The 23,430-nt window shown below is 71.2% G+C and carries 20 protein-coding genes, 2 tRNA genes and 1 other RNA gene; 10 read left to right on the top strand and 13 right to left on the bottom strand.

Translation table 11 applies throughout. The features are described 5' to 3' along the window. Positions 1-20: 20 nt before the first annotated feature. On the top strand, positions 21-515 hold the full coding sequence (locus tag KV102_RS08085) for a VTT domain-containing protein (protein WP_220343105.1): 495 nt from the start codon (positions 21-23) through the stop codon (positions 513-515). A gap of 42 nt (positions 516-557) precedes the next feature. Here KV102_RS08085 and KV102_RS08080 read toward each other — a convergent pair whose 3' ends face one another. The 5 genes from KV102_RS08080 to ffs form a co-directional block, all read right to left on the bottom strand. Then, a complete protein-coding gene (locus KV102_RS08080; RefSeq protein WP_220345866.1) occupies positions 558-3,308 on the bottom strand; it encodes a chorismate-binding protein in 2,751 nt (916 codons plus the stop codon). Then, positions 3,305-4,315 carry an alpha/beta hydrolase gene (locus tag KV102_RS08075; RefSeq protein WP_220345865.1) on the bottom strand — a complete coding sequence of 337 codons (1,011 nt, stop codon included), beginning with the start codon at positions 4,313-4,315 and terminating at the stop codon, positions 3,305-3,307. Before KV102_RS08075 ends, KV102_RS08080 begins: the two co-directional genes overlap by 4 nt. 12 nt (positions 4,316-4,327) lie before the next feature. Then, entirely contained in the window at positions 4,328-6,292 is a 1,965-nt protein-coding gene (locus tag KV102_RS08070) for a DNA polymerase III subunit gamma and tau (RefSeq protein ID WP_220346296.1), read from the bottom strand. Positions 6,293-6,618: 326 nt separating this feature from the next. Next, entirely contained in the window at positions 6,619-7,200 is a 582-nt protein-coding gene (locus KV102_RS08065) for a carboxymuconolactone decarboxylase family protein (protein ID WP_220343102.1), read from the bottom strand. Positions 7,201-7,285: 85 nt separating this feature from the next. Beyond that, an RNA gene (gene ffs / locus KV102_RS08060) (signal recognition particle sRNA small type) lies at positions 7,286-7,382 on the bottom strand. 92 nt (positions 7,383-7,474) lie between these two features. Here ffs and KV102_RS08055 point away from each other — a divergent pair. Next, a tRNA-Ser gene (locus KV102_RS08055) sits at positions 7,475-7,562 on the top strand. A 53-nt stretch (positions 7,563-7,615) separates the two neighbouring features. Here KV102_RS08055 and KV102_RS08050 read toward each other — a convergent pair. After that, a complete protein-coding gene (locus tag KV102_RS08050; protein WP_220345864.1) occupies positions 7,616-9,742 on the bottom strand; it encodes a DUF6351 family protein in 2,127 nt (708 codons plus the stop codon). 117 nt (positions 9,743-9,859) lie between these two features. Here KV102_RS08050 and KV102_RS08045 point away from each other — a divergent pair, with 117 nt between their 5' ends. Continuing rightward, positions 9,860-10,156 (top strand): type II toxin-antitoxin system VapB family antitoxin, encoded by a 297-nt coding sequence (locus tag KV102_RS08045; RefSeq protein ID WP_220343100.1) that lies wholly within the window; start codon positions 9,860-9,862, stop codon positions 10,154-10,156. Between the two features lie 2 nt (positions 10,157-10,158). After that, positions 10,159-10,695, top strand: a complete 537-nt coding sequence (locus KV102_RS08040; RefSeq protein ID WP_255559786.1) for a LytR C-terminal domain-containing protein — start codon at positions 10,159-10,161, stop codon at positions 10,693-10,695. A 20-nt stretch (positions 10,696-10,715) separates the two neighbouring features. On the opposite strand, the gene KV102_RS08035 is transcribed toward KV102_RS08040, so the two are convergent. After that, complete coding sequence (locus KV102_RS08035; RefSeq protein ID WP_220345863.1) at positions 10,716-12,041, bottom strand: S1 family peptidase; 1,326 nt, start codon at positions 12,039-12,041, stop codon at positions 10,716-10,718. A 113-nt stretch (positions 12,042-12,154) separates the two neighbouring features. On the opposite strand from KV102_RS08035, the gene KV102_RS08030 reads away from it, so the two are divergent. Then, positions 12,155-13,123, top strand: a complete 969-nt coding sequence (locus tag KV102_RS08030) for a siderophore-interacting protein (RefSeq protein WP_220345862.1) — start codon at positions 12,155-12,157, stop codon at positions 13,121-13,123. Between the two features lie 9 nt (positions 13,124-13,132). Here the strand turns inward: KV102_RS08030 and KV102_RS08025 are convergent, their stop codons facing one another. From KV102_RS08025 to KV102_RS08005, 5 genes are all read right to left on the bottom strand, one after another. Further along, positions 13,133-14,896: a GMC family oxidoreductase N-terminal domain-containing protein gene (locus KV102_RS08025; RefSeq protein ID WP_220345861.1), complete on the bottom strand. Its 1,764-nt coding sequence runs from the start codon at positions 14,894-14,896 to the stop codon at positions 13,133-13,135. Continuing rightward, positions 14,896-15,828: a hypothetical protein gene (locus tag KV102_RS08020; RefSeq protein WP_220345860.1), complete on the bottom strand. Its 933-nt coding sequence runs from the start codon at positions 15,826-15,828 to the stop codon at positions 14,896-14,898. The genes KV102_RS08025 and KV102_RS08020 overlap by 1 nt, the downstream gene beginning before the upstream one ends. Before the next feature lie 254 nt (positions 15,829-16,082). Then, a tRNA-Ser gene (locus KV102_RS08015) sits at positions 16,083-16,170 on the bottom strand. Between the two features lie 50 nt (positions 16,171-16,220). After that, positions 16,221-16,685: a tRNA adenosine(34) deaminase TadA gene (gene tadA, locus KV102_RS08010; RefSeq protein WP_301021919.1), complete on the bottom strand. Its 465-nt coding sequence runs from the start codon at positions 16,683-16,685 to the stop codon at positions 16,221-16,223. A 1-nt stretch (position 16,686) separates the two neighbouring features. After that, positions 16,687-17,163, bottom strand: a complete 477-nt coding sequence (locus KV102_RS08005; RefSeq protein WP_220343092.1) for a tRNA adenosine deaminase-associated protein — start codon at positions 17,161-17,163, stop codon at positions 16,687-16,689. 109 nt (positions 17,164-17,272) lie between these two features. On the opposite strand from KV102_RS08005, the gene upp reads away from it, so the two are divergent. The 5 genes from upp (at position 17,273) to KV102_RS07980 (ending at position 22,683) form a co-directional block, all read left to right on the top strand. Continuing rightward, positions 17,273-17,911 (top strand): uracil phosphoribosyltransferase, encoded by a 639-nt coding sequence (gene upp, locus KV102_RS08000; protein WP_220343091.1) that lies wholly within the window; start codon positions 17,273-17,275, stop codon positions 17,909-17,911. 76 nt (positions 17,912-17,987) lie between these two features. Further along, positions 17,988-19,538, top strand: coding sequence for a Re/Si-specific NAD(P)(+) transhydrogenase subunit alpha (locus tag KV102_RS07995; RefSeq protein ID WP_220345858.1), 1,551 nt, complete (start codon positions 17,988-17,990; stop codon positions 19,536-19,538). A gap of 7 nt (positions 19,539-19,545) precedes the next feature. Continuing rightward, a complete protein-coding gene (pntB, locus tag KV102_RS07990; protein WP_220345857.1) occupies positions 19,546-20,937 on the top strand; it encodes a Re/Si-specific NAD(P)(+) transhydrogenase subunit beta in 1,392 nt (463 codons plus the stop codon). A gap of 75 nt (positions 20,938-21,012) precedes the next feature. Continuing rightward, positions 21,013-21,891 carry an SDR family oxidoreductase gene (locus KV102_RS07985; RefSeq protein WP_220345856.1) on the top strand — a complete coding sequence of 293 codons (879 nt, stop codon included), beginning with the start codon at positions 21,013-21,015 and terminating at the stop codon, positions 21,889-21,891. A gap of 6 nt (positions 21,892-21,897) precedes the next feature. After that, positions 21,898-22,683 carry a hypothetical protein gene (locus KV102_RS07980; RefSeq protein ID WP_220345855.1) on the top strand — a complete coding sequence of 262 codons (786 nt, stop codon included), beginning with the start codon at positions 21,898-21,900 and terminating at the stop codon, positions 22,681-22,683. Positions 22,684-22,709: 26 nt separating this feature from the next. Here KV102_RS07980 and KV102_RS07975 read toward each other — a convergent pair whose 3' ends face one another. Continuing rightward, positions 22,710-23,348, bottom strand: coding sequence for an ACT domain-containing protein (locus KV102_RS07975; protein ID WP_220345854.1), 639 nt, complete (start codon positions 23,346-23,348; stop codon positions 22,710-22,712). Between the last annotated feature and the right edge of the window lie 82 nt (positions 23,349-23,430).

Here is a 23,430-nt window from a genome sequence, read left to right as displayed (position 1 = left end):
GCGGTTCCTAGGCTGGGGCCGTGGACCGCCCCGAAGGACCCGCCCTCTCCGTGTGGTTGTTCTTCTTCGTCGTCGTCTTCCTCCGCGCCCAGGCGACGTACTGGATCGCGCGCGTGGCCACCGTCCAGGTGCTCACCCGTACCCATCCGGCCGGGGGCTGGCGCGCCCGCACCCACGACTGGCTCGAGGGTGGCTCGGCCCAGCGCGGCGCCGACGTCGTACGGCGGTGGGGCGCGCTCGCCGTGCCAGTCTCGTTCCTGACGGTCGGGGCGCAGACCGTCATCAATGCGGGCGCGGGTGTCGTGCGCATGCCGTTCCCGCTCTATCTGGTCGCGATGGTCCCCGGCTGCATGGCGTGGGCGCTGGTGTGGACGACGATCGGGATGTCGGCGTTCTATGCGGCGGTGGGTGCCGGGCTGACGACAGGGTGGGGCGTGGCCCTCGCCGTGGTCACCGTCGTGGGAGTGGTCGGAGCGGTGGTCGCCGTCCGCCGACGCTCGCGGGCGCGCACCTAGGCGTCAGTCGTCGGCGTCAGTCGTCGGCGTCAGTCGTCGGCGTCAGCCTCGGGACAGGAAGTTCGCCAGCAGGTCGTGCCCACGCGGCGTGAGGATCGACTCGGGGTGGATCTGCACGCCCTCGACCGGGTGCTCACGGTGGCGTACGCCCATGAGCACACCCTCGGCGTTCCGGGCGGTCGGGATCAATGCCTCCGGGAGATCCTCGACGACGAGCGAGTGATAACGCGCCGCGACCAGCGGTCCGTCCAACCCGGCATAGACGCCCTGCCCGTCGTGGTGGATCAGGGACGGCACCCCGTGGACCGGCCTCGGCGCCCGCACGACCTGCGCCCCGTACGCCTCGGCGATCGCCTGGTGCCCGAGGCAGACGCCGAGGATCGGCGTGGTCGGGCCGAGGACGCGGACGGCGTCGATGCTCGCCCCCGCGCTCGAGGGTTCCCCGGGGCCGGGCGAGATGACGACGTGGGTGAATCCACCCGTACGGCGCAGGCGCGCCAGCCCTTCCACGTCGAAGGCGTCGTTGCGCACCACCGTGGCGTCGGCGCCGAGCTCGCGGACGTACTGGGCGAGGTTGTGCACGAACGAGTCGTAGTTGTCGATCAGCAGGACGCGCGTCCCGCCGACCGCTGAGGCAGAACGGCCAGGCGTCTCGGCCACGGAGCGGTGACCCGGGCTCGACGCTCCGTCTCGGCCCCGGTCGTCCCTGTCCCGGTCGTCCCTGTCCCGGTCGTCTCTGTCTTGGTCGAGGCGGCGGATCCAGTCCGTCGTACGACCGAGGGCTCGTCGTACGACACCGGTCACCTCAGCGACCGGACGGACCCGGCTGATCGCGCTCGTCACGAACACCTCGCTCGCGCCGGCGAGCTCCGCCAGCGCGATCCTGCGCTCGACCACGGGCACCGCCCGCCCGCGCAGCAGACCGAGGACGGCCTCCCGGGTGACGCCGGGCAGGATGCGCCCGTCGAGCGAGGGGGTGTGGACACCGTCGTCGAAGACCGCGAAGACGCTGCCTCGGCCCGTCTCGAGGACCGTGCCGTCCTCGTCCACGAGCAGCGGGTCCCGCGCCGGCGTCCACGGGGCGCCGGGCAGTGTGTCGAGCACCGCTCGGTCCGTCCACTTCGCGTCACCGAGCCCACCGGGCAGGACGACCGGACACAGCGTCCAGGGATCGGACGGCACAGCGCCGGTCGGCACCGCGGTGACGGCGACGTCTCCCGTGCGTGGATCGAGCGTGAGCCGGAGGCGATGCGACCCCCTGAGCGGACCTGCGGCGGCCCGGGCTCGTACGGCGAGGACCTCGTGTTCGAGACCGACGCCGTAGACCGACCGCGCCGACCGCACGAACCGCGCGAGGTGGTGGTCGAGATCGACGAGGCGCCCGTCGCGGACCAGCAGCGTGTCGAAGATGCCTGCCGCCGAGTCAGGCCGGCCCGGACGACCAGGTCCCGCGAGGCGGGTCGGGACCACAAGCCCGCCGATCGGCGGGCGCGGCGCATGAACGGCGCCGCCGGGCGCAGGCGTCTGCAGCGTGGCACCGACCGCCCGGAGCAGTGGCGCGGCCTTCGTGAAGCACTCTCGCAGCTCGGCGTCGGGATCGGAGTCGGCGACGACCCCGCCCCCCACGCCCAGCCAGACGCGGTCCCCCCGGATCTCGAACGTCCGGATCACGACGCTCGCCTCCAGCCCGCGCGGCCCGGCGTGACCGATCGCGCCGGTGTACACCTCGCGCCCCGTCGCCTCCTGCTCGCCGATGATCTGCATCGCCCGCACCTTCGGGGCCCCCGTCACCGACCCGGGCGGGAAGGTCGCCCGAAGCAGGTCGGCGTCCGTCGCGTCGGCCGCGAGCGTCGCCTCGACGTCGGACACGAGGTGCCAGACCCCGGCACGACGGCGTGGTTCGGTGGTCGCGGTGACGCGGACGGTGCCCGTCTCCGCGACGCGTCCGAGGTCGTTGCGCACGAGGTCGACGATCATGACGTTCTCGGCGTGGTCCTTCACCGAGGCGACGAGGTCGGCGGGATCTGCCTCAGCAGGCGCGGTGCCCTTGATCGGCGACGACACGAGGTGACGCCCGGTCCGGCGCAGATAGAGCTCCGGCGAGAGGCTGACGATCGTCCCCGACCGCCCGGCGACGTACGCCGCGTACGCCGGAGCGAGGGCGGCGACTCCGCTGAGGAACATCTCCAGCCCGGCGGCCGATCCGCCCGCGCCGTCGATCCGCGACTCCAGACGCAGGCAGACGTTGGCCTGGAACACGTCCCCGGCGTGGATGTGGGCGATCGTGCGGCGCACCGCCTCGCGGTGCGCGTCGATCCCGGGCACGGCGACGAACGGCGCGAGCCCGTACGCCGCGGGCTGCGGCTCGTCACCCGCGAGCAGGCCGCACAGGCGGGCCCACCGCTCCTCGGTCTGCTCCGGCGAGGCGACCGACTCGAACCACCACACGCCGTCGATCCGACGCAGGACCGTCTCGTAGAGGGCGAGGTCGGCGTCGGGCAGCGGGTCCGTCCGAGGCGGCACGGGACCGACGTCCTCCAGCCGGGCACCGAGCTGGTAGCCCCACCACCCGATCCAGGTGCCCATCTCCCGGGCACCGTCCGGACCGGTGCCGACGTCGAACGGGTCGTCGCCGTCGGCGAGCACTCGCACCGGGTCGTACGCGACGAGAGCGCGGCCCGAGTCCCATGCCCCGACGAGCGCGACGAGCCGGTCTCGACCGCCCAACCGGCGCAGCAGCGGTCCCAGGTCGAGCGGGCCGATCCGGCGCCGGTCGGCGGCCGGCGTGGTCATCCCCCGGCGAGCTCCCGCTGGTCCGGCAGCAGGGCCGCGTCGTGCCGCAGCCACGCGTCGACCGCGTCGTACGCCCTGCTGCGCGGCTCCTCGCGCGACAGGAAGACGTCGTGACGGGCACCCTCGATCGGGACCACCCGGGTGTCGCCGCCCAGGCACCCGGACCACCGCGCGATCTGACGGACGTCGAGGACGGCATCGGCGGAGTCGACGTCCTCGGAGTATCGCGAGGTGAAGTGCGAGCGCGTCGACCGCAGAACCAGCGCCGGGACGCCGATGTCGAGCCCACGGTGCAGCCGCGCGTGACCGACGCGGACGGCGCGAAGCCACCCGAACGTGACCGGGAAGCCGTTGAGCGGCTTCCAGGCCGTGTCGAAGTCCCACTCACCGTGGTGCGAGGCCGCGAGGCTGGTCCCGTACGCGTCGCTGGGCGCCAGCTTGACCGGCGCCGTCGGCTTGACTCGACCGACGGCCCTGATCGCCTGGGTGCCGACGGAGCGCAGGTAGGCCGCACCCTGAAGGTCGAACCACGGGCTGTTGAGGACGAGACCGGACACGCCGCCGGCTCGCCCGGCGCTCGCCCGACGCCGACGGTCGAGCCACAGCGGAAGGATCAGGCCGCCCGTCGAGTGCGCCGCCAGGAGGACGTCGGCACTGGTCTCCTCACGCACGACGGCGAGCGCCCGCTCGAGCTCCTCGTCGTAGAGCGCGAGGTCGGAGACGAAGTGGGCGGTGTGGCTGGGCTGCAGCGAGCGGCCGCACTTGCGCAGGTCGAGGGCGTAGAAGGCGAACCCGCGCTCGGCGAAGAAGTCGGCCAGCTCGGTCTGGAAGAAGTAGTCGCTGAAGCCGTGGACGTACAGCACCGCACCCCTCGCGTCCTCACCGTCGCGCGGGACACGTCGGACGAGCGTGGCGTCGATGGCCCCCTCACCGTCAGGGTCGGGCCCGAGGTCGATCCGCCGTTGCTCGTAGCCGTCACCAAGGATGTCGGGCCGCCAGCTGCTCATCGTGCTCCTCTGTCAGTCGTGCGGGATCTCGCTGATGACCTGGGCCCCGAGCGTTCTGCTGAGGAGCTCCTCGTGGGAGAGGCCGTCGTTCTCCATCGCGGGGTCGTCGACCTTGGCATGGAGGTCGGGGTCGTAGGCCTCGGGGCGCGCCGAGTCGTCACGCAGGCTGGCTCGCGCGGCCGCGATGGCGTCCGCGCTCGCGCGCTCACGAGGCGGCGGAGCCGTCGGCGGGGCGGGTGAGGGCTCCGGCATCGCCGGTGCCGCGGCAGCCTGAGGAGCGGAGCCGGTCGAGCCCGTCGGGGGCGCCGCGGACTCGTCAGGGCCGCGCGGCGTCGACCCGGCTCGCGCCGGAGCGGCCCCGCCTCCGGCGCTGGGGTCGACGATCGCCTCGACGCGCCACGTGCCTCCGAGCACGTCGACGAGCGCCTGGACGAGGATCGCGTCGGAGCCGCTGCGGGCGAACGAGTCCCGTGCGCCGCTGTTGACGAGCCCGATGGTGAGCGTGGTGCCCTCGAGCGAGTGGACCTGGGCGTTCTGGCTGAGCATCACCCAGGTGAAGCGCCGAATGACGCGCACCTTGTCGAGGATGTCGGGCCACAGGCGGCGTACGTCGGCCACTCCGGGCGTGCCGGGCGGTGCGGGCTCGGTGTGCTCGGCGGCCGCGGGGGGCGCCTCCTCGACCGCCGGCGCGGGAGCCGCCGGCCTCGCGGCCTCGGTGGGTGCAGGCGCCGGCGCCGGAGTCCTTGTCGGAGTCGGAGTGGACGCGGGGGCCTGCGCGGGGGCCGGCGCGGGACGCTCGACCGGTGGCGGACCGTCTCCCACGATCGACAGGCGCCGCTCGATCCGGTCGAGGCGGGCCTGCACGCCGTCAGGTGTGGCGTCAGCGCCCGGCAGGAGGATGCGGGCGCACATCAGCTCGAGCAGGAGACGCGGGGCGGTCGCACCCCGCAGCTCGGTCAGGCCGGCGCTGACGACGTCGGCGGCACGGGTCAGGTCGGCGCGGCCGAACCGCGCGGCCTGGTTCTCGATGCGCTCGCCACGGTCGCCTGCGATGTCGATGAGGCCCATGCCGATGGCGTCGGGCACGTTGGCCACGATCACCAGGTCACGCAGCCGTTGGAGGAGATCCTCGGCGAACCGGCGCGGGTCCTGCCCGGTCTCCACGACCTTGTCGACGGCCGCGAACACCGCGCCGCCGTCGCCCGCCGCGAACGCGTCGATGACCTCGTCGAGGAGCGAGTCGGGCGTGTAGCCGAGCAGCGACGCGGCGAGGTCGTACGTGACCCCGTCGTCGGACGCCCCGGCGATGAGCTGGTCGAGCACGCTGAGGGTGTCGCGGACGGATCCGCCGCCGGCGCGCACGATCAGCGGAAGCGCCGTCGCCTCGAGCGGAACACCCTCCGTACGGCCGAGCTCCTCGAGGTAGGAGGTGAGGGTCTTGGGCGGCACCAGCCGGAACGGGTAGTGGTGGGTCCGGGACCTGATCGTGCCGATGACCTTCTCGGGCTCGGTCGTCGCGAAGATGAACTTCAGGTGCGGAGGTGGCTCCTCGACGAGCTTGAGCAGGGCGTTGAAGCCCTGGCTCGAGACCATGTGGGCCTCGTCGATGATGTAGACCTTGTAGCGGCTGTTGACGGGAGCGAAGAACGCCCGCTCGCGCAGATCGCGGGCGTCGTCGACGCCACCGTGGCTGGCGGCGTCGATCTCGATGACGTCGAGGCTCCCCGGGCCTCCGCGCGCGAGGTCGCGGCAGCTCTGGCACTCGCCGCACGGGTCGGCGACCGGGGCCTTCTCGCAGTTGAGCGCGCGGGCGAGGATGCGCGCACTCGTCGTCTTGCCGCAGCCGCGGGGGCCGGAGAAGAGGTAGGCGTGGTTGACGCGGTTGTTGGCGAGCGCGTGCCGCAGCGGGTCGGTCACGTGCGACTGGCCGATCACCTCGGCGAACGTCTCCGGGCGATAGCGCCGGTACAAGGCCATGGGTTCGTCCACGCGTCAACCCTAACGATCGTCCCTGACGTCCGAACCGCCCTGTCGTGTGCACCGTGATCGCCGTGCGATGCGCAAGGCCCCGCGACACGCGCATCGGCGTCGCGGGGCCTTCCGGGGGTTTGCATCTACGCATGGCGCCCGAGGCGCACCTGCACTGTCCTACCGTGCGATCCGGACACCGTGCAAGGGTCCAGAGAAGAGAACTTCGACCTTTTCGCGTCGTCCAGAGGGTCGTACACAGAACGTGCTTCACCATCCACAGATCGCGGCCGTTATCCACATTTTCCCCACAGGCGGCAAGGGGCTTGGACGGGCTACTCGGCGGCAACCGGCCGTCCGTACGCGACCGCAGCGACGACCTCCTCGGGCGCACCGACGACGAGCTGTCGGTCAGGCTCCGCACCCAGCGCGTCGTTGACGGTCGAGAAGGCGAGCCGTTGTGCGACGAAGGCCGTCGCCTCGAAGATCTCGCGGTCGCCCAGCCCGACGGCGCGCAACCGCGCGACGTCCTCCGCGGTCGTCGCGTTCGGGTCCTGGACCACGACAGTGGCCCATGCCGCGAGGGCACGGGTCCGCGGTGCGAGTGCGTCGACGGCGCCACTGAGCACGCCGGCCGCCGTCGCCGTACCGGCCAGGCTCGCCAGCCGACGGCCCCAGGCGAGGGCACAGTACGAGTCGTGGCGCGCCGCCGCGGTCGCCGCGACGAGTACGGCGCGGTCCTCGTCGGTCAAGGCGCTGTCGCGGCTGACGGCCGCGCGTGCTGCCGTGGCCGCGTCGTTCACGTCGGGCCGCCACGCCCACAGACGGGTCAGGTTGTTGACGTACCCGTCGGACTCGAGGTCGGCGTCGTAGAGGGCGCGCACCGGATCGTCGTGCGGAGGCTCGTCGAGGAACATCAACCCAGCATGCCCTCCGTGCCGAGCACCGAGCACGGACTTGCACGTCCCGCGCGGTTCCCTCCCGGGCTCCTGCGTCCGGACATGAAAAGGTCCCTCGCGCACCCGATAGAGCTCACTTACCCTTGCTGCCTTCCGGCCCTGGGGGAGTTGGGCGAGATACCGCCGCGCGAGGGACTTCAGTCATCGTACCGAGACCGCTCAAGCACGCGGAAGCGGGGCATCCCCTCCCCCTGATTTCGGCCCGGCCCGACCCAACAGGTAACCTGCTCGCGGAGGATTCGCATAGTGGCCTAGTGCGCACGCTTGGAAAGCGTGTTGGGTTAACGCCCTCAGGGGTTCGAATCCCCTATCCTCCGCCACACCGACGAAGGCCCGGACCGCGCTGCGGCCCGGGCCTTCGTGCACGTCGGCCTCAGAACCTCTGCCACGGACGAGCCGGCGGGGCCCAGCCGCGAGACTTCTTGGTGTAGTCGCACACGCCGTCGGGGAAGGCTGCCCGCATCCGCGACCGCTGCGCGGACGTGAACGCGACGCCGTAGTCCGACCAGCGGATCGGCCGCAGCGCGCAGGCCACGATGTCCTGGGTCATGGGCTGCCCGGCAACCTGACGCGGGTTGGAGCCGATCCGGTAGACGGAGCTGCACGCATCGCCACCCGCCTCCCAGTCGGTCGGCACGAGGCGACCGTCGGGCAGCCAGCAGGAGTCGGTGAGGGCGGCGGGCTTGTTGCGCACGACCTTGGCAGCCTTCGACCCCCGACGGTCGTCGCCACCGATCGCCGTCAGCCAGTTCTCCATCGACTGCAGCGCCTGCGCCGAGGCCGCCGCGGCCAGCTCCGGCACCGGCAGGTACGCCACGATCACCTGGTTGTCCGCGTCACCGTTGGCCTTGCGCAACCGCTCGCGCATCACGAAGGACCACTCGGCGGTGTGGAAGTTGGCAGGGACGCCCGCCACGTCGGCGTACGTGCGGAGATCGATGATCGGCGTCTCCGCGAGACCGCGGGACGCCGTGTTGAGCATGCCGTACCGGTACGACGCCCGGACCGCCCGCAGGTCGGCGCGGCTGCGTTCGGGGACCACGGCGCCGGCCGGGTCGTAGCCGCCGATGCGCTCGTTGAGCGTGACGAACTGCTCCGCATCGATCGCGCCGGACCTCAGCGCCTCGAGCCCGTACTGCTGGCCGATGTTGTCGAGCGGGCTGCGCGCGAAGCCGGTGCGCGGGTCCCGTCCGACCTGGTTGACGAACTGCTCCATGGCCGCACACCGGATGCCGTCGGGGTTGGTGACGGGATCCCAGCGAGCCTCGACCGGGATGATCGGCGGGCACGAGTCCGTGGCGGTGAGCCGGTTCCCGAACGCCACGTCCCACGACTGGCAGCTGCTCGCGTTGAGGAACCCGGTCACGGCACGCTTCTGCTCCGGGGTCCACGACGCGCCCTCGCCGGCGTAGAAGCGCTGCAGGAGGCGGCAGTCGGCGTTGACGCCGTTGGTGCTGACGACGTCGGGGAAGCTGATGCTCGGGATGATGCCGTCCACGATCCCGGGGTAGGTCTCCGCGATCGTGTACTGCTGGATCGCCCCGCCCGAGCCACCCCACCCGATCGTGTGCACCGGGACGCCGTACGTCTCGACGACGTGCTCCTTGACCATCATCGCCGTCTCGGCCGAGATGATCGGGCTGCAGTTGTTGTCGAGGACGTTGAGGGACGACGACGCGACCACGTAGCCCTTGGCCAGCATCGTGGCATCGAGGACGCCGCCGGTGGCCGCACCCTGGTGGTAGCCGCCGTTGCAGCCGCCCCCGAAGGTGTAGACGATCCGGTCGTTCCAGGTCGACTCGGGTGCCGTCGGCGACGGGTCGGTGCCGTCGTAGATTCCGGCGACCTGGTAGACCGCCCGGTTGATCGTGCCGGTCTCGAGCCGCACCACGAACGGGACGGTCCTGCCGCCGACGGTCACGGTTGCCGCGTCGGCGGGGACCTGGCTCGGGTCGGCGAGCGGCTTGAAGCTGCTCCCGGACCGGTACTGGTAGGTGACCTTGGTCGGAGCCTCGCAGTCGGGCTGCTGCGCCGGCGCGAGGCCGTACGCCTCGGTCTCGCAGTAGAACGGCTTCTGCTGCGGCCCCGACAGGAGGGGACCCGTGAGGTCGTGGTTGGTGACGACCTCGGCGGCCATCGACCAGCCGCGGTGGACGGTGACGACGTTGCGTCCCTTGCGCAGCCCGGTCACGAGACCGGTGCGGCTGCCGTCGGCTTGCGCGACGAGCGAGGTCTTCGTACGCCGGCCGTTCACCAGCAGCGTCACCCGCGCGTCGGCGGCGGCTCCGGTGACCCGGACGAGGACGTCGCCACCGCTGACGAGGTCGGCTCGCGGGTTGGAGACCGTCTCGACCGCGAGGCGGCCCTTGCCCCCGCCGTGGGAACCGGGAGAGCCGTGCGCCTCCAGGGATCCGCTGGCCGGCGACGGGGCCGTCAGCACGAGTCCCGAGACCAGCAACCCGAGCGCCGGAGCCATGAACGTCGAACGCCTCAACCTCATGAGCAACGCCTCTCACCACAGGGAACCGGCGCCTGCCGGAGCGGGCGTCGGCATCCCGCGGGACGACGCTAGTGTGTGACGTCCGTCACGTCCAGATCGCCTGACTACACTGCAGGGGTGATCTTCAGAGGAGTGGGCGAGGGGCGGCCGTACCCTGACCACGGACTGACCCAGAGCCAGTGGGCAAAACTGCCGCCCCAGCAGGTCCGGCTCGACACGCTCACGACGGTCAAGCGCCAGCTCGACCTCGCCAGCCTCCTCGACGACGACTCCACGTTCTTCGGCGACCTGTTCCCGCACGTCGTCAGCTGGCAGGGCGAGCTCTACCTCGAGGACGGGCTGCACCGCGCCCTCCGCGCGGCGCTGCAGCAACGCCAGGTCATGCATGCCCGTATCTACGCGATGGACCGGTGACCATGACCCGCGGGCTGCGCACGTTCCTCACGATGTCGGTGCTGAGCGCCATCCTGATCGGCGGCACCTACACCGGTGTCCAGCTCCTGTTTGCCAAGGCGCCCGAGCTGCCAGACGCCGACGCGACGACCGCCTGCCGCAACCGCGTGCTGGAGCCCGGCGAGCAGATCGCGCCCAACCAGGTCCTGGTCAACGTGCTCAACGCCGGCGGCCTCTCCGGCATGGCGAACCGCACGGCGCTCAACCTCCAGGGCATCGGCTTCCTCCCCGGGACGGTCGGCAACGCACCGGAGGGCACGAGCATCGCCAACGTCCGGGTCGTCGCCCCAGAGCCCAAGCGGGTCGACGCCCGCCTGGTCGGAGCGCAGTTCAAGGGCAAGGTGCAGTACACGAAGGGCACCCCTGAGGACGACGCCACCGTCGAGGTCTACATCGGCAAGAAGTTCAAGGGACTGAAAAAGAACCCGGTCATGGCGCTCAAGGCCAAGAACCGCGTGACCATCTGCGTGCCCACGCTGGCCGTCGACCCTGGCGCCTGACCGGGCTCTCCCCTGTCGGGTCAGCTCGTGACCGCGATCACCCCGAGGTGGTTCGAGATCGAGTTGTAGCGCTCGGCGTACATCCGGACCCCGCTCATGTCGTACGCGACCACCATCGCCCGGATGGAGGCCCGCGACTGCGTCGTGTTGCGCTGGTAGACCGGACCGCCGCTGTCTCCCAGACGGGCGATGACCCGGTCGTCGCTCCGTCGGCCCCGCATCAGGTAGGTGCTGCACGTGGCCGGCTTGGCCGGATCGTCGCAGTACGAGGCGGACAGGCTCTTGATCTCGATCCCGCACACCGACTTCGTCACCGCACCCGACGCACACACGTTGTCGCCGACCGCGCCGTCGTTGGCCCCCGTGACCGTACGGACGTTGAAGTTGTCGAGCCCGTCTGTGTAGATCGAGTTCGTGTACGTGGAGCCGGCCAGGCGAGCCTGGTCGTAGGCGGGGTAGTTGCTCCGCCCGGCGATCTGCCCGAAGTAGTACGACCCGGAGTACCACGAGGTCCCGTTCGCGCCGCAGTGTCCGGCGGTGACCGAGTAGCGCGTGCTCGAGGACTTGCTGCGCACGGTGAAACCCGACGAGCAGACCTTGGAGGGGCTGGTGATCCGAGCGCCTCCCCAGTGCGGCGAGGTGTCGGAGGTGCGCGACGCTCGGGCCGCACTGCCGGTGTAGCGGACCACCACCGCACCCGCGTCGACTCCTTCGACCGGCGCTGCCTGCCGATCGAGCCGTGCGGCCGCTCGTGGCGGCGCGGCGGCAACGTCGACGACGACCGCTTCGAGCTCGGGATCGAGATCCATGGAGTAGCCCGCGGTCGGCGCGGCGTCGGCCGTGCGCCACTGCTGCGCCGTGACGCCGACCCAGGCGTCGCGCAGCTCCTGCGCCGTGCGCTCCGACGTCCGCACGGTGAGGAGACGGCGTGCGGTGGCCGAGAGACCAGAGGTGAGGCGGTTCACCAGTGCCGCGCCGTCGGTGCCCCGCGTCACGACGAGGGTGTAGCCGGCCGTCGGGCTCCCCGTCACGCCGATCACTCCGGCATCGAGGCTCACGGGGACTCCGTCGGCAGGCTTGTCACCCTGCGGGGTGAGCAGCTCCGTCACGCGGTCGGCGACGGCGCGCTGCAGCGAGGTCGCGATGGGACCGTCGTAGGCCAGAGCAGGCGGCTGGTCAGATGCTGCGGCTGCGTCTTCGACTGCTTCGGCCTCGGCGACGAGGGCCCGCTTGTCAGGGGTGAGTGCAGCGTCGTCGCCCTGAGCGGCACCCCCTGCGGCAGCGAGGAGCCCGATCCCGAGGACCAGGGCTGCGATGGCGGTGATGGGCTGGCGTGGAGTCGGCATGATGGGCTCCTTCGTCGCATGGCTCGTACCAGGAGGCTAGTGGCTCTTCGTCTGGACCGCTTCAAGGTTCTTTGGTTAGCCTTACCTCTAAGCCACACTCAGGAGGAGCCACGGTGACCATCACCATCGAGAAGGCCGTCCAGCCTTGGCGGTTCTTCGACGTCACCGTGGCTCGCACGGTCCGCCTCTCGCGCTCGTTCGTCCGCATCACCTTCCGGGGGGACGACCTCGACGCGATGTCGGCGAACGGTTTCGACCAGCGCATCAAGCTGCTGCTCCCGGATACGACCGGCGGCTACGAGCACGTCCCGTCCGCACCTGACTGGTACGACCGGTGGCGGAGCCTCCCCGACGAGCACCGCAACCCGATCCGTACGTACACCGTCCGCGCGTCGCGTCCCGCGCTCCGCGAGGTCGACGTCGACGTGGTGCTGCACGGCGCGACCGGACCGGCCGGCCGCTTCGCCGCGACGTGCCGACCGGGCACGCCCGCCGTGCTGATGGGCCCGAACGCCGCCCACCCCGGTCCGCACGGCGGACTGGAGTTCGCCGTCCCGAGCGCCGACCGACCCGTGCTGATCGTGGGCGACGAGACGGCGGTCCCCGCGATCTCCCGGATCCTGGAGGACCTGCCGAGCGACCGTCGCGGCCACGTCATCCTCGAGGTTCCGTACGCGGACGACATCACCGACCTCGCCCGACCCGCAGGCGTCTCGCTGACCTGGATCGCGCGCGAGGGGAGCCGCCACGGCCAACGGCTCGTCCCCGCGGTCCGACGGTGCGCCTCGGCGATGCTGGGGATCCCCGCACCGGCCGAGGGCGAGGCCGGTGACGGCGAGGCGGGTGACGGCGAGGCGGGTGACGTCGCCCTCGACGAGGTGGTCGGCGACGAGCTCGTGTGGGAGGTCGCGCTCGACGACCAGGGCATGCCCCTGCCTCCGACCGGCGATCTCTACGCCTGGCTGGCCGGCGAGGCGTCGGTGATCAAGACGCTTCGACGGTTCCTGGTGAGCGAGAGCGGCGTGGACCGCCGGTCGGTGGCATTCATGGGCTACTGGCGCGACGGCCGCCCGGAGATGTGACCGCGCGGATCACAGCGCCGCGCTGATCCGCGGATCGGTCGACGGCACCGGCGCCTCCGTTCCCACCCACGGGTCGCCGTCGAAGTACGTGGCAAAGATCTGCTCGGCCGTGCGCGTCCCGATCGCCTGCGTGGTCAAGGTGGGGTTCGGTCCGCCGAGGGAGTTCGCCAGCACCGAGTTGTCGGCGACGAAGAGGCGCTCCACCGCCCTGGCCTCACCCGTCGGCCCGACGACCGACGTGGCCGGGTCGGCGCCCATCCTCATCGACGACTGCGTGTGGAGGATGAGCGGCGCCCAGTCGATCCGGTAGACCTTGCGCGCCCCCGCTGCGCGCAGGACCTCGGCCGCCCGGTTGGCGAGGAAGTTGCGCCGCCGCACGGTGTCGGCGGAGCGTCTCGTGAAGTCCATCTCCACCCGGGCGGGCGCGCCGTGCTCGTCGCGCGGATACAGCGGCGAGAGCCGTACGCGGTTGTCCGGCTCCACGTCGTCGGCGGTGATGACGAGGACGCTGAGAAGACGGTCGATGCCGTTGAGCATCACGTCCTTCAGCTCCGAGCCCTGGAGCCGTCCGGAGACGCCGTCCCACGCTCCGCGCTTGCCTCGGCCGAGGTCGTACATCTCGCGGATCCCGCTCCCGCTGTGGCTCATGCTGAACGCCTGGAGCGCCGGCGGAAGCCCACCCTGCTCGAGGCAGCCGTACCCGGGGAACTCCGCCCGTGCCGCCGAGGCCGGACCGCGCGACGCGCCGGTGTCGCGGTCGAACGTCCCGACCACCCAGTCGAGGTAGTGGTCGGTCAGACCCCGACCCACCCAGCCGTTCGGGTTCGGCAGTCCCGACCCCAGCCAGAGCCGCGGTGTCTCGACACACCCCCCGGCGAGGACGACCACGGCGGCGTCCTCCCGGACGGTCTCCGTGTCGTTGTCGGTCCGGTATGTCACGCCCGTGGCGACGGTGCGCCCGCCGCGCTCCTCGGTGTGGACCTGGGTGACGAAGGCGTCGGTGACGAGCTCGGCGTCACGGCCCGCCGCGGCCCACGCCGAGGCCGTCACCGCCATCGGGACATAGCTGTTGTCGGTGGAGCGCTTCGCGAACTGGTTGCGCGGGGCCTTGAGCGGTGACCGGCACCCCTGCGCGCAGAACCCGCAGAAGGTGCAGCCCTGCGCCTGCGGATAGACGAGCAACGACGAGTCCGAGGTCCGGCCTGCCGTCCCCTGCGGCTGCAGGATGGCGTTCTCCTGGGGTCGGAACGCGATGCCGTGGGTGTCCTTCGTCGTCTGGACGGGCAGCCCGAGGGCCTCGCACCCGTCGAAGAACACCCGCTCCTTGCGGCCCATCGGCGCCGTCTGGACGGGAAGCGTCGCCTCGACCCACTCGTAGTAGGGCACCAGCTCCTCGTACGGGAAGGGGAACAGATGATCGGTGTCGTACGCGTCGCGGTCCGCGCCGTCGTACCCGGCGAAGGCGCCACGGTAGGCCCGAGGGCTGTTGCCGTAGTAGTGCAGCGTCGTCCCACCGACGCCGGTGACGTTCCAGAGGTAGGAGTTCTGAGGTTGGTCGCGGATCCAGGCAGGCCGGTCGCGGTCTGCGGGTCCGACGCGGAAGTAGCCGTCCTTGGGGTTGAAGGCGTCGTTCTCGAAGTGCGTCCACTCCCGCTCAGGTTGCGCGTGCGAGGAGCCGCCCTCGAGGAGCAGCACGTCGAGCCCGCGTGCGGCGAGCTCGGCGGCCACGACCGGTCCGCCGCCTCCGGCGCCGACCACGATGACGTCGCGCATCAGCCCTCCACCTCCGTCCGGCCCTGGTAGTAGCCGAGGAGCTCGGCGTGCCCGTCGGGCGGTGTGGTCCTGCCTGGCAGGTAGTTCGTCTGGTCCCACCCGATCGGGCGGCGGACGAGCCGCTTGGTGGCGCGGTCGTACGCCGACTGCTCGCTGTACATGCCGTCGGACGGCAGCGCGAGGAGCGCCATCGCGAGGTAGTGGACCAGGCCCCGCAGCTCGTCGGCGAGGAAGTCGCCCACGATCGGGCGGAGCACCTTCACCACCGTCGGCTCGTCGCTCTCCAGGTCGGCGAAGACGCGGGCCTTCTCGGCGTACCGCAACCGCGCGAACGGCGAGTTGAAGCCCAACCGCAGCAGCGACGCCGGGACCAGGACGGCCGCGGTGACGTTGAGCAGCAACGCCACCACGATGGAGGCGGGCAGGTGCTCGTCGTTCTCGAGCACGATCGTGAGCGCCTCGTCGAGGCGCTGGGCCCGCCTCAGCCCTGCCCGGGTGACCACGTACGGCAGGGGCCTCGGCAGGGCGCCGAGCTGCCGCGTCCCGTCGGTGAGCAGCGGGACGACGATCGAGTCGGGGAGCGGGATGTAGCCGTCGAGGGTGTCCATCAGGAACTGTGGCGTGCGGGTGGCGATGCCCCCGGCCTCGCGACGGACCTCGAGCTGACGGAGCGAGAAGGCGTCGGGGCCGGGATAGCAGAACGCCGCGACCCCTCCGAAGGTGTCGGCCGACAGGCGCTGGAGCTGCGGGCGCAGCCAGGCCAGGAGGGCTTCGAGGGCGTCGTCGGTGGTGGCGGCACGGGCCGGTGCGGCGAAGAGTGCGGGTGGAGCCGCGGCGGCGAGGCCGAGCACGCCGGCTCTGGCCAGGAACGCACGGCGGCCCCAGTCGGTCTCGATGGGTCGGGGGTGGTTGTCGGAAGTCGGTGCGGGCACGGGGGTCTCCTCTCGAGGACTGGCCGCACGTTTCCCACCTGCCACGAGATGTAACACAGATAGCAACTCCGAGTTGCGCCGTACGCACCCAGGCGCCTCCCCACCCAGCCCACCCACCCCGCGATTCGGTGAGGAGATCGGGGGTTTCCGCGATCGAGACCCGATCTCCTCACCGAATCGGCCGAGGGGAATCGGCCGCAGGAGAGGGCGTACGACAGCGAGCCCCGCCCGGGGATCCCGGACGGGGCTCGTCATGGCGGTGGCGGTGGGATTTGAACCCACGGTAGGTTGCCCTACACAACATTTCGAGTGTTGCACCTTCGGCCGCTCGGACACGCCACCGCAGGAGAGATTACCGGACCTGCCGCCCGCCTCCGGAACCGGGTCAGGGCTCAGCGGTGCTCAGCAAAGAAGGCCAGCAACTGGGCCCGCGCCTCCTCGGCACGCACCCCTCCGCGGACCTCAGGGCGATGGTTGAGCCGCCGGTCCCGGACGACGTCCCACAACGAACCGACCGCTCCCGCCTTGTCGTCGTACGCCCCGAACACGAGGCGGGCGACGCGAGCGAGGACGAGCGCACCCGCGCACATCGTGCAGGGTTCGAGCGTGACGACGAGGGTGCAGCCGTCGAGTCGCCACTCGCCCCGCGCGGCCGCCGCGGCCCGTAGCGCGATCACCTCGGCGTGCGCCGTCGGGTCGCCGTCGCGCTCCCGCGCGTTCCAGCCCTCGCCCAGGACGGCTCCGTCAGCGTCGACGACGAGCGCCCCGACCGGGACGTCGGCGGTCTCGAGAGCGCGTGACGCCAGGTCGAGCGCCCTGCCCATCAGGGCGTCGTCGTGGACGAGCGGGGACGACACGTCAGCCGGCGAGCGCCTGGTAGGCGTCGCCGAACCCGAGCCGTTCGGCGATGTCGCCGAGCACCTCGTCCGGGTAGGCGTCCGGATCGTCGAGCATCACGGCGAGATCGATCGCGCTCACACCCAGGTCGGCCAGGATCTCCATGTCACCGGCAGGCTGCGGCTCGTCGTCGTCCTCCGGGTCGGGGAGGTCGAGCTCGTCGGCGACGGAGCTGGCGAGCGGCCACTCGTCGACGGCGGTGATGTCGGACAGGAGAAGGAGCGTGCTGCGGCCCCAGACGCGCACGAGCACGAAGAAGTCCTCGTCGACGGCGACCATGCCGATCACACCGCACTCCGAAGGGAACGGGCGCAGCGCCCGCTCGACCTCCTCGATGTCTCCGGTGACACCGGCGGGAAGGCGGGTCAGCTGCCAGCCGCCCTCGTCACGGTAGGCGGCGACCGCGACATCGACCTCGCCCTGCAGATCGTCCTCCACGGCCACACCCCCTTCGCTCGTCGTCGTGCACGTACCCGCAGGATGGCAGACGATCACACCCTCGTGTAGGGGAGTCGCCGGCAGATCGTCGCTCGGTAAGGTTCGCCGCATGGACATCCACGTCGTCGACCACCCGCTGGTGGCCCACAAGCTCACCACGCTCCGCGACTCGAGGACCGACTCCCCGACCTTCCGGCGGTTGACCGACGAGCTCGTCACGCTTCTGACGTACGAGGCCACCCGCGACGTCCGGGTCGAGCCGGTCCTCGTGCAGACCCCGGTGTCGCCGGCCGAGGGCGTACGCCTCGCGCCGCCGAAGCCGCTCATCGTGCCGATCCTGCGCGCCGGCCTCGGCATGCTCGACGGCATGCAGCGCCTGCTCCCGACGGCCGAGGTCGGCTTCCTCGGGATGATCCGCAACGAGACGACCCTCGAGCCCGCGACGTACGCCGAGCGGCTGCCCGACGACCTGACCGGCCGCCAGGCGTACGTGCTGGACCCGATGCTCGCCACCGGCGGCACCCTCTCGGCGGCGATCGCGTTCCTCGTCGGTCGAGGGTGCACGGCGATCACCGCGATCTGCCTGCTGGCCGTGCCCGAGGGCATCGCCCGTGTCGAGAACGACCTCGCCGACGTCGAGGTGCCGGTGTCGCTGGTGGTCGCCGCGGTGGACGAGAAGCTCAACGACGTGGGATACATCGTGCCGGGTCTCGGGGACGCCGGTGACCGGCTGTACGGCGTCGCCTGAGGCGTTAACCTCCGCGCAATGAGACGCACGTCTCACCCTCTGGTCGGCGCCAGTCGCTGCCGATAACGTCTCCCGAATGAAGATCGGCGTGGTCAAAGAGACCTCGCCGGGCGAGACCCGTGTCGCCGGGACCCCGGCGACCGTGACGCAGCTGATCAAGCTGGGTTATGACGTCGTGGTCGAGTCCGGCGCAGGCGAGGCGTCCAGCTTTTCCGACGAGGCCTACGTCGAGGCCGGCGCCTCGGTCGTGCCCCGCGACGAGGCGTGGCGGTCCGACCTCGTGCTCAAGATCAACGCCCCCTCGCCGGACGAGATCGGCCTCCTTGCCGACCACGCGACCCTCATCAGCCTGCTGTCCCCGGCGCTGAACGAGAGCCTCGTCGACGAGCTGACACAGCGTCACCTGACCGTGCTGGCGATGGACGCGGTGCCGCGCATCTCCCGCGCACAGTCGATGGACGTCCTGTCGTCGATGGCCAACATCGCCGGCTACCGGGCCGTCGTCGAGGCGGCGCACGAGTTCGGGCGGTTCTTCACCGGCCAGGTCACGGCCGCCGGCAAGGTCCCCCCGGCCAAGGTGCTGGTCGCGGGCGCCGGGGTCGCGGGACTGGCAGCGATCGGCGCGGCGAGCAGTCTCGGCGCGATCGTCCGCGCCACCGACCCGCGCCCTGAGGTCGCCGACCAGGTCAGGTCGATCGGCGGCGAGTACCTCCCGGTCGACGTCGAGCAGCAGGAGGCGTCCACCGACGGCTACGCCAAGGCGACCAGCGAGGACTACGACCGCCGCGCCGCCGAGATCTACTCCGAGCAGGTCCTCGACGTCGACATCGTCATCACGACCGCGCTGATCCCCGGGCGTGCCGCACCGCGGCTGCTGACCGAGGCCGACGTGGCGAGCATGAAGCCGGGCAGCGTCATCGTCGACATGGCCGCCGGCCAGGGCGGCAACGTGGCCGGCTCCGTCGCGGGGGAGAAGGTCGTCACCGACAACGGGGTGACGATCCTCGGCTACACCGACCTCGCCGGGCGCCTCCCGACGCAGGCCTCCCAGCTGTACGGCACCAACCTCGTCAACCTGCTCAAGCTGCTCACGCCGGCCAAGGACGGAGAGCTCGTCCTCGACTTCGACGACGTCGTCCAGCGCACGGTCACCGTGGTCCGAGACGGCGAGAAGACGTGGCCGCCACCCCCGGTCGCCGTCTCGGCGGCGCCCCCGGCAGCCGCTGCACCCGCTCCCGTACCCGCGACCAAGGCCAAGGCGCCGGCCAAGCCTGCCGTCACGTGGGGCCTCATCGGCACCGGGATCCTCGCGCTCTTCCTCGTCAACGCCTTCGCGCCCGCGCCGCTGCCGGAGCACATCACGGTGCTCACGCTCGCGGTCGTCGTCGGCTACTACGTGATCGGCAAGGTGCACCACGCCCTGCACACGCCGCTGATGTCGGTGACCAACGCGATCAGCGGCATCATCGTCGTCGGCGCGATGCTGCAGATCTCGGTCGACGACGGGGCCGACAACGCCACGGTGATCCGTGTCCTCTCGTTCATCGCGATCCTCCTGGCCTCCATCAACGTCTTCGGCGGCTTCGCCGTGACCCGTCGCATGCTCAGCATGTTCTCGAAGGACTGACGCCGCCATGACCGCACAGAGTGCTGCCACCGCGGCGTACATCGTCGCGTCGCTGCTGTTCATCCTGTCCCTGGCCGGGCTGTCCAAGCACGAGACGTCACGCAACGGTGTCTGGTACGGGATCGCCGGCATGGGGATCGCGCTCGTGGCGACGTTCGTGCTCGTCGCCGACGTCGCCGACGCCGACGCGATCGCGCTGCTGCTCGTGGCGGTCGCGATCGGCGCCGCGCTGGGACTGTGGCGGGCGCGGAGCGTCGCGATGACGCAGATGCCCGAGCTGATCGCGCTCCTGCACTCCTTCGTCGGCCTCGCCGCGGTGCTGGTGGGCTGGAACGGCTACCTGGCGCCGAACCACCTGACCGGCTCGCTGGCCGACATCCACCACGCCGAGATCTTCATCGGCATCTTCATCGGCGCCGTGACCTTCACCGGCTCGATCGTCGCCAACCTCAAGCTGTCGGCGAAGATGCGGTCGGCGCCGCTGATGCTGCCGGGCAAGAACCTCATCAACATCGGCGCGCTCGTCGTCTTCGTGATCCTGACGGTCTGGTTCGTCATCTCCCCGAACCTCACGCTGCTGATCCTCCTCACCGTCGTCGCGCTGGCGCTCGGCTGGCACCTCGTGGCCTCGATCGGCGGTGGCGACATGCCCGTCGTCGTGTCGATGCTCAACAGCTACTCGGGCTGGGCAGCGGCCGCGTCGGGCTTCCTGCTCAACAACGACCTGCTGATCGTGACCGGCGCGCTCGTCGGGTCGTCGGGTGCCTACCTGTCCTACATCATGTGCCAGGCGATGAACCGCTCGTTCCTCTCCGTCATCGCCGGCGGCTTCGGCATCGAGGCCGCGACCAGTGACGCGACCGACTACGGCGATCACCGCGAGATCACCGCCGCCGATGCTGCCGAGCTCCTCAAGAGCGCGCGGTCGGTCGTCATCACCCCCGGGTACGGGATGGCGGTGGCTCAGGCGCAGTACCCGGTCGCCGACCTCGTCCGCAGGCTGCGCGACCGAGGCATCGAGGTCCGCTTCGGCGTGCACCCGGTCGCCGGTCGCCTCCCCGGGCACATGAACGTGCTGCTCGCCGAGGCCAAGGTCCCGTACGACATCGTGCTCGAGATGGACGAGATCAACGACGACTTCGCCGAGACGTCGGTGGTGCTGGTGATCGGCGCCAACGACACGGTGAACCCCGCCGCAGCCGAGGACCCCACGAGCCCGCTCGCCGGGATGCCGGTGCTGCGGGTGTGGGAGGTCGAGAACGTCATCGTGTTCAAGCGGTCGATGGCGGCGGGCTACGCGGGCGTCCAGAACCCGCTGTTCTTCCGCGACAACACCCAGATGCTGTTCGGGGACGCCAAGGAGCGGGTCGAGGACATCCTCCGGGCACTCGCCACCTGACCCGACCTCCAATGACCTCCACCATGTGACATCGAGGGTGGCGCATGGCGGGATACCGACGGTATCTTGGCGGCCATGCCCTCATCCTTCACCGGCAAGGTTGCCGTCGTCACCGGTGCCGCACGCGGCATCGGCGCAGGTGTCGCCCGCGAGTACGTCCGTCGTGGAGGTCGCGTCGCGCTCCTCGGCCTCGAGCCCGACGAGCTGAAGTCCCTCGCCGCCGAGCTGGGTGACGCCGCCGACTGGTGGGAGGCCGACGTCCGTGACACGGACGCGGTCCAGTCCGCCGTCGACGCCGCCGCGGACCGCTTCGGCCGCATCGACCACGTGCTTGCCAACGCCGGCATCGCCGCGTACGGCACGGTGCGCCAGATCGATCCCGGCGCGTTCGAGCGGGTGGTGGACGTGAACCTCAACGGCGTCTTCCGGACGCTCCGCGCGGCAGCTCCGCACGTGATCGCCACGAAGGGATACGTCCTCGTCGTCTCGTCGTTGGCGGCATTCACACCGCTCGCGGGCCTGGCGCCGTACAACGCGAGCAAGGCGGGCGTCGAGGCCCTCGCCCTCGCGTACCGCCAGGAGATGTGGGTCCACGGCGTGAAGGTCGGCGTCTGCCACCCCTCGTGGATCGACACCGACATCGTCCGCGGGGCGGAGGACGACCTCCCGTCGTTCAAGGCGATCCGCGGACGGCTCCCGTGGCCGGCCAACGGCACGACGTCGCTGGAGGAGTGCGTCGAGGCGGTCACGCACGGGCTGGAGAAGAAGAAGCGCCGGGTCTACGTCCCCAAGGGGGTCCTGGTCGCCAACCTCACCAAGCCGCTCTTCTCCTCAGCGGTCGCCGAGCCGATCGCCAAGCGCCTGGTCAAGAGGACGGTGCCGCAGATGGAGCGCGAGGTCGCGGCGCTCGGCCGCAGCCACTCGGCGCACGTCCCGGTGACCGACGCGAAGTAGGACGCCGTGCGCCGTCACCGCCTGCTCTCTCCTGCCCTCGCTGCCGCACTCCTGATGCTGACCTGCACCGCATGCGGTCAGGACCGCGTAACCGGGACGTACGAAGGACCGCTCGCTGTCGAAGGGCGGCAGGGTGCTGCGCACAAGGTCGTGGAGTGCGACGGGTCCGCGGAGGGCGGCAACGGCTATCCGGACGAGCACGACGACGGCGCGCTCAGCGACGATGCGGAGGAGGCGCTGCGTACGGCCTTCGACGAGCGGCAGCTCGACGGGGTCCGCGACGGCTACCGGGTGGTTCGAGAGGACGGTCCCCGCACGCTGTTCACCTTCACTGCCGACGGCCGCGTACGCCAGGCCGTGATCGCCCGCGACGGCGAGGCCTTCGGCGAGAAGGGGTGGTACGTCGAGTCCTGGGCGCGCTGCGACTACGCCGAGCTTCCCGAGGAGGTGGCCGAGGCGGCGGGGGTCCAGGTGTGGTCCGACGCCACCGGCCGGGTGTCGACCCGCCGGATCACCTCGTACGCGGGAGCGGAGCATTGCGCCTGGGAGCACATGACCTTCCTCAAGGTCGGCAAGGCCGAGTACGTCCGCGAGCCCGATGCCAGCCTCGCCGACTTCTTCGCAGGGCCCTACGCCTCATCGGTCGCGCTCGCTCCCGACGCCAGGGACACCGGCTTCCGTCGTGGAAGCGACCACCTGTGGCTCTCCGCCGACGGCGCCTGGGCCTACGTCGGGAGCGGTGAACGGGTCGAGCGCTGGCCCCGGGTCGTCGAGCGGCTGGGCTGCATCTGACGTCGGCGCCCGGCTCGAGCTGGCGGTCAGAGCGCGGCGGCCACGGACGCCGCGAGGGCCACGATGTGCCCGAGCCGGGCCAGCTCGGAATCGAGGACCGGTGGACCACCGTGGCGGCCGAAGACGACCACCGCGTCGCGCTGAGGCACCGGGGCGCCGGCGAGCACCATCGAGCCCCAGTCGGGGACGTGGGCGAGCCGCTGGGCCTGCTCGAGCGTGAACCACTTCTCGACGTCAGGGACCCGCTCAGGTGCGGTCGCGGTCGCGTGGAGGACCTGCTGGCCGTCCGGACCGAGGGCGAGCAGCAGAGCCCAGTCCGAGCGGAAGGTCTCGGGCACCCGGTCGACCAGGCTCTCCAGGGCACGCGCAGGCTCGGCGGTGAACGCCTCGACAGCCTCGAGGTCCATCGAGAGGTTGGCCCCGGCGTTGTAGCGCGAGATCCACTGGACGCGTACGCCGTCGAGCCGGTGGCACGCGGTGATGAGCTGGTCGGGCATCGTCGTCACCGGCAGCTCCAAGAGCACGTCGTCGACGGCCTTGCCGTCGCCGCGGTGCTCCACGATCTCGATCGCGTGGATGTCGGCTCCCGCCTCACCGAGTGCGCTGGCGACGGCACCGAGCGACCCGGGGACGTCAGGAAGCTCGATGCGCAGCAGAAACGCCATGGGTCGAATCCTCCGTTCAGCCGATCGCGCCGGGACCGGACGCGTACGCGGTCGACGGTGACCACGGCAGGTGCTCCGGGCC

Origin of the sequence: Mumia sp. zg.B53, assembly GCF_019550935.1 — a bacterium.
In the GTDB taxonomy this organism is placed as follows: Bacteria; Actinomycetota; Actinomycetes; order Propionibacteriales; family Nocardioidaceae; genus Mumia.
This window is presented reverse-complemented; position numbering and strand designations above follow the sequence as displayed.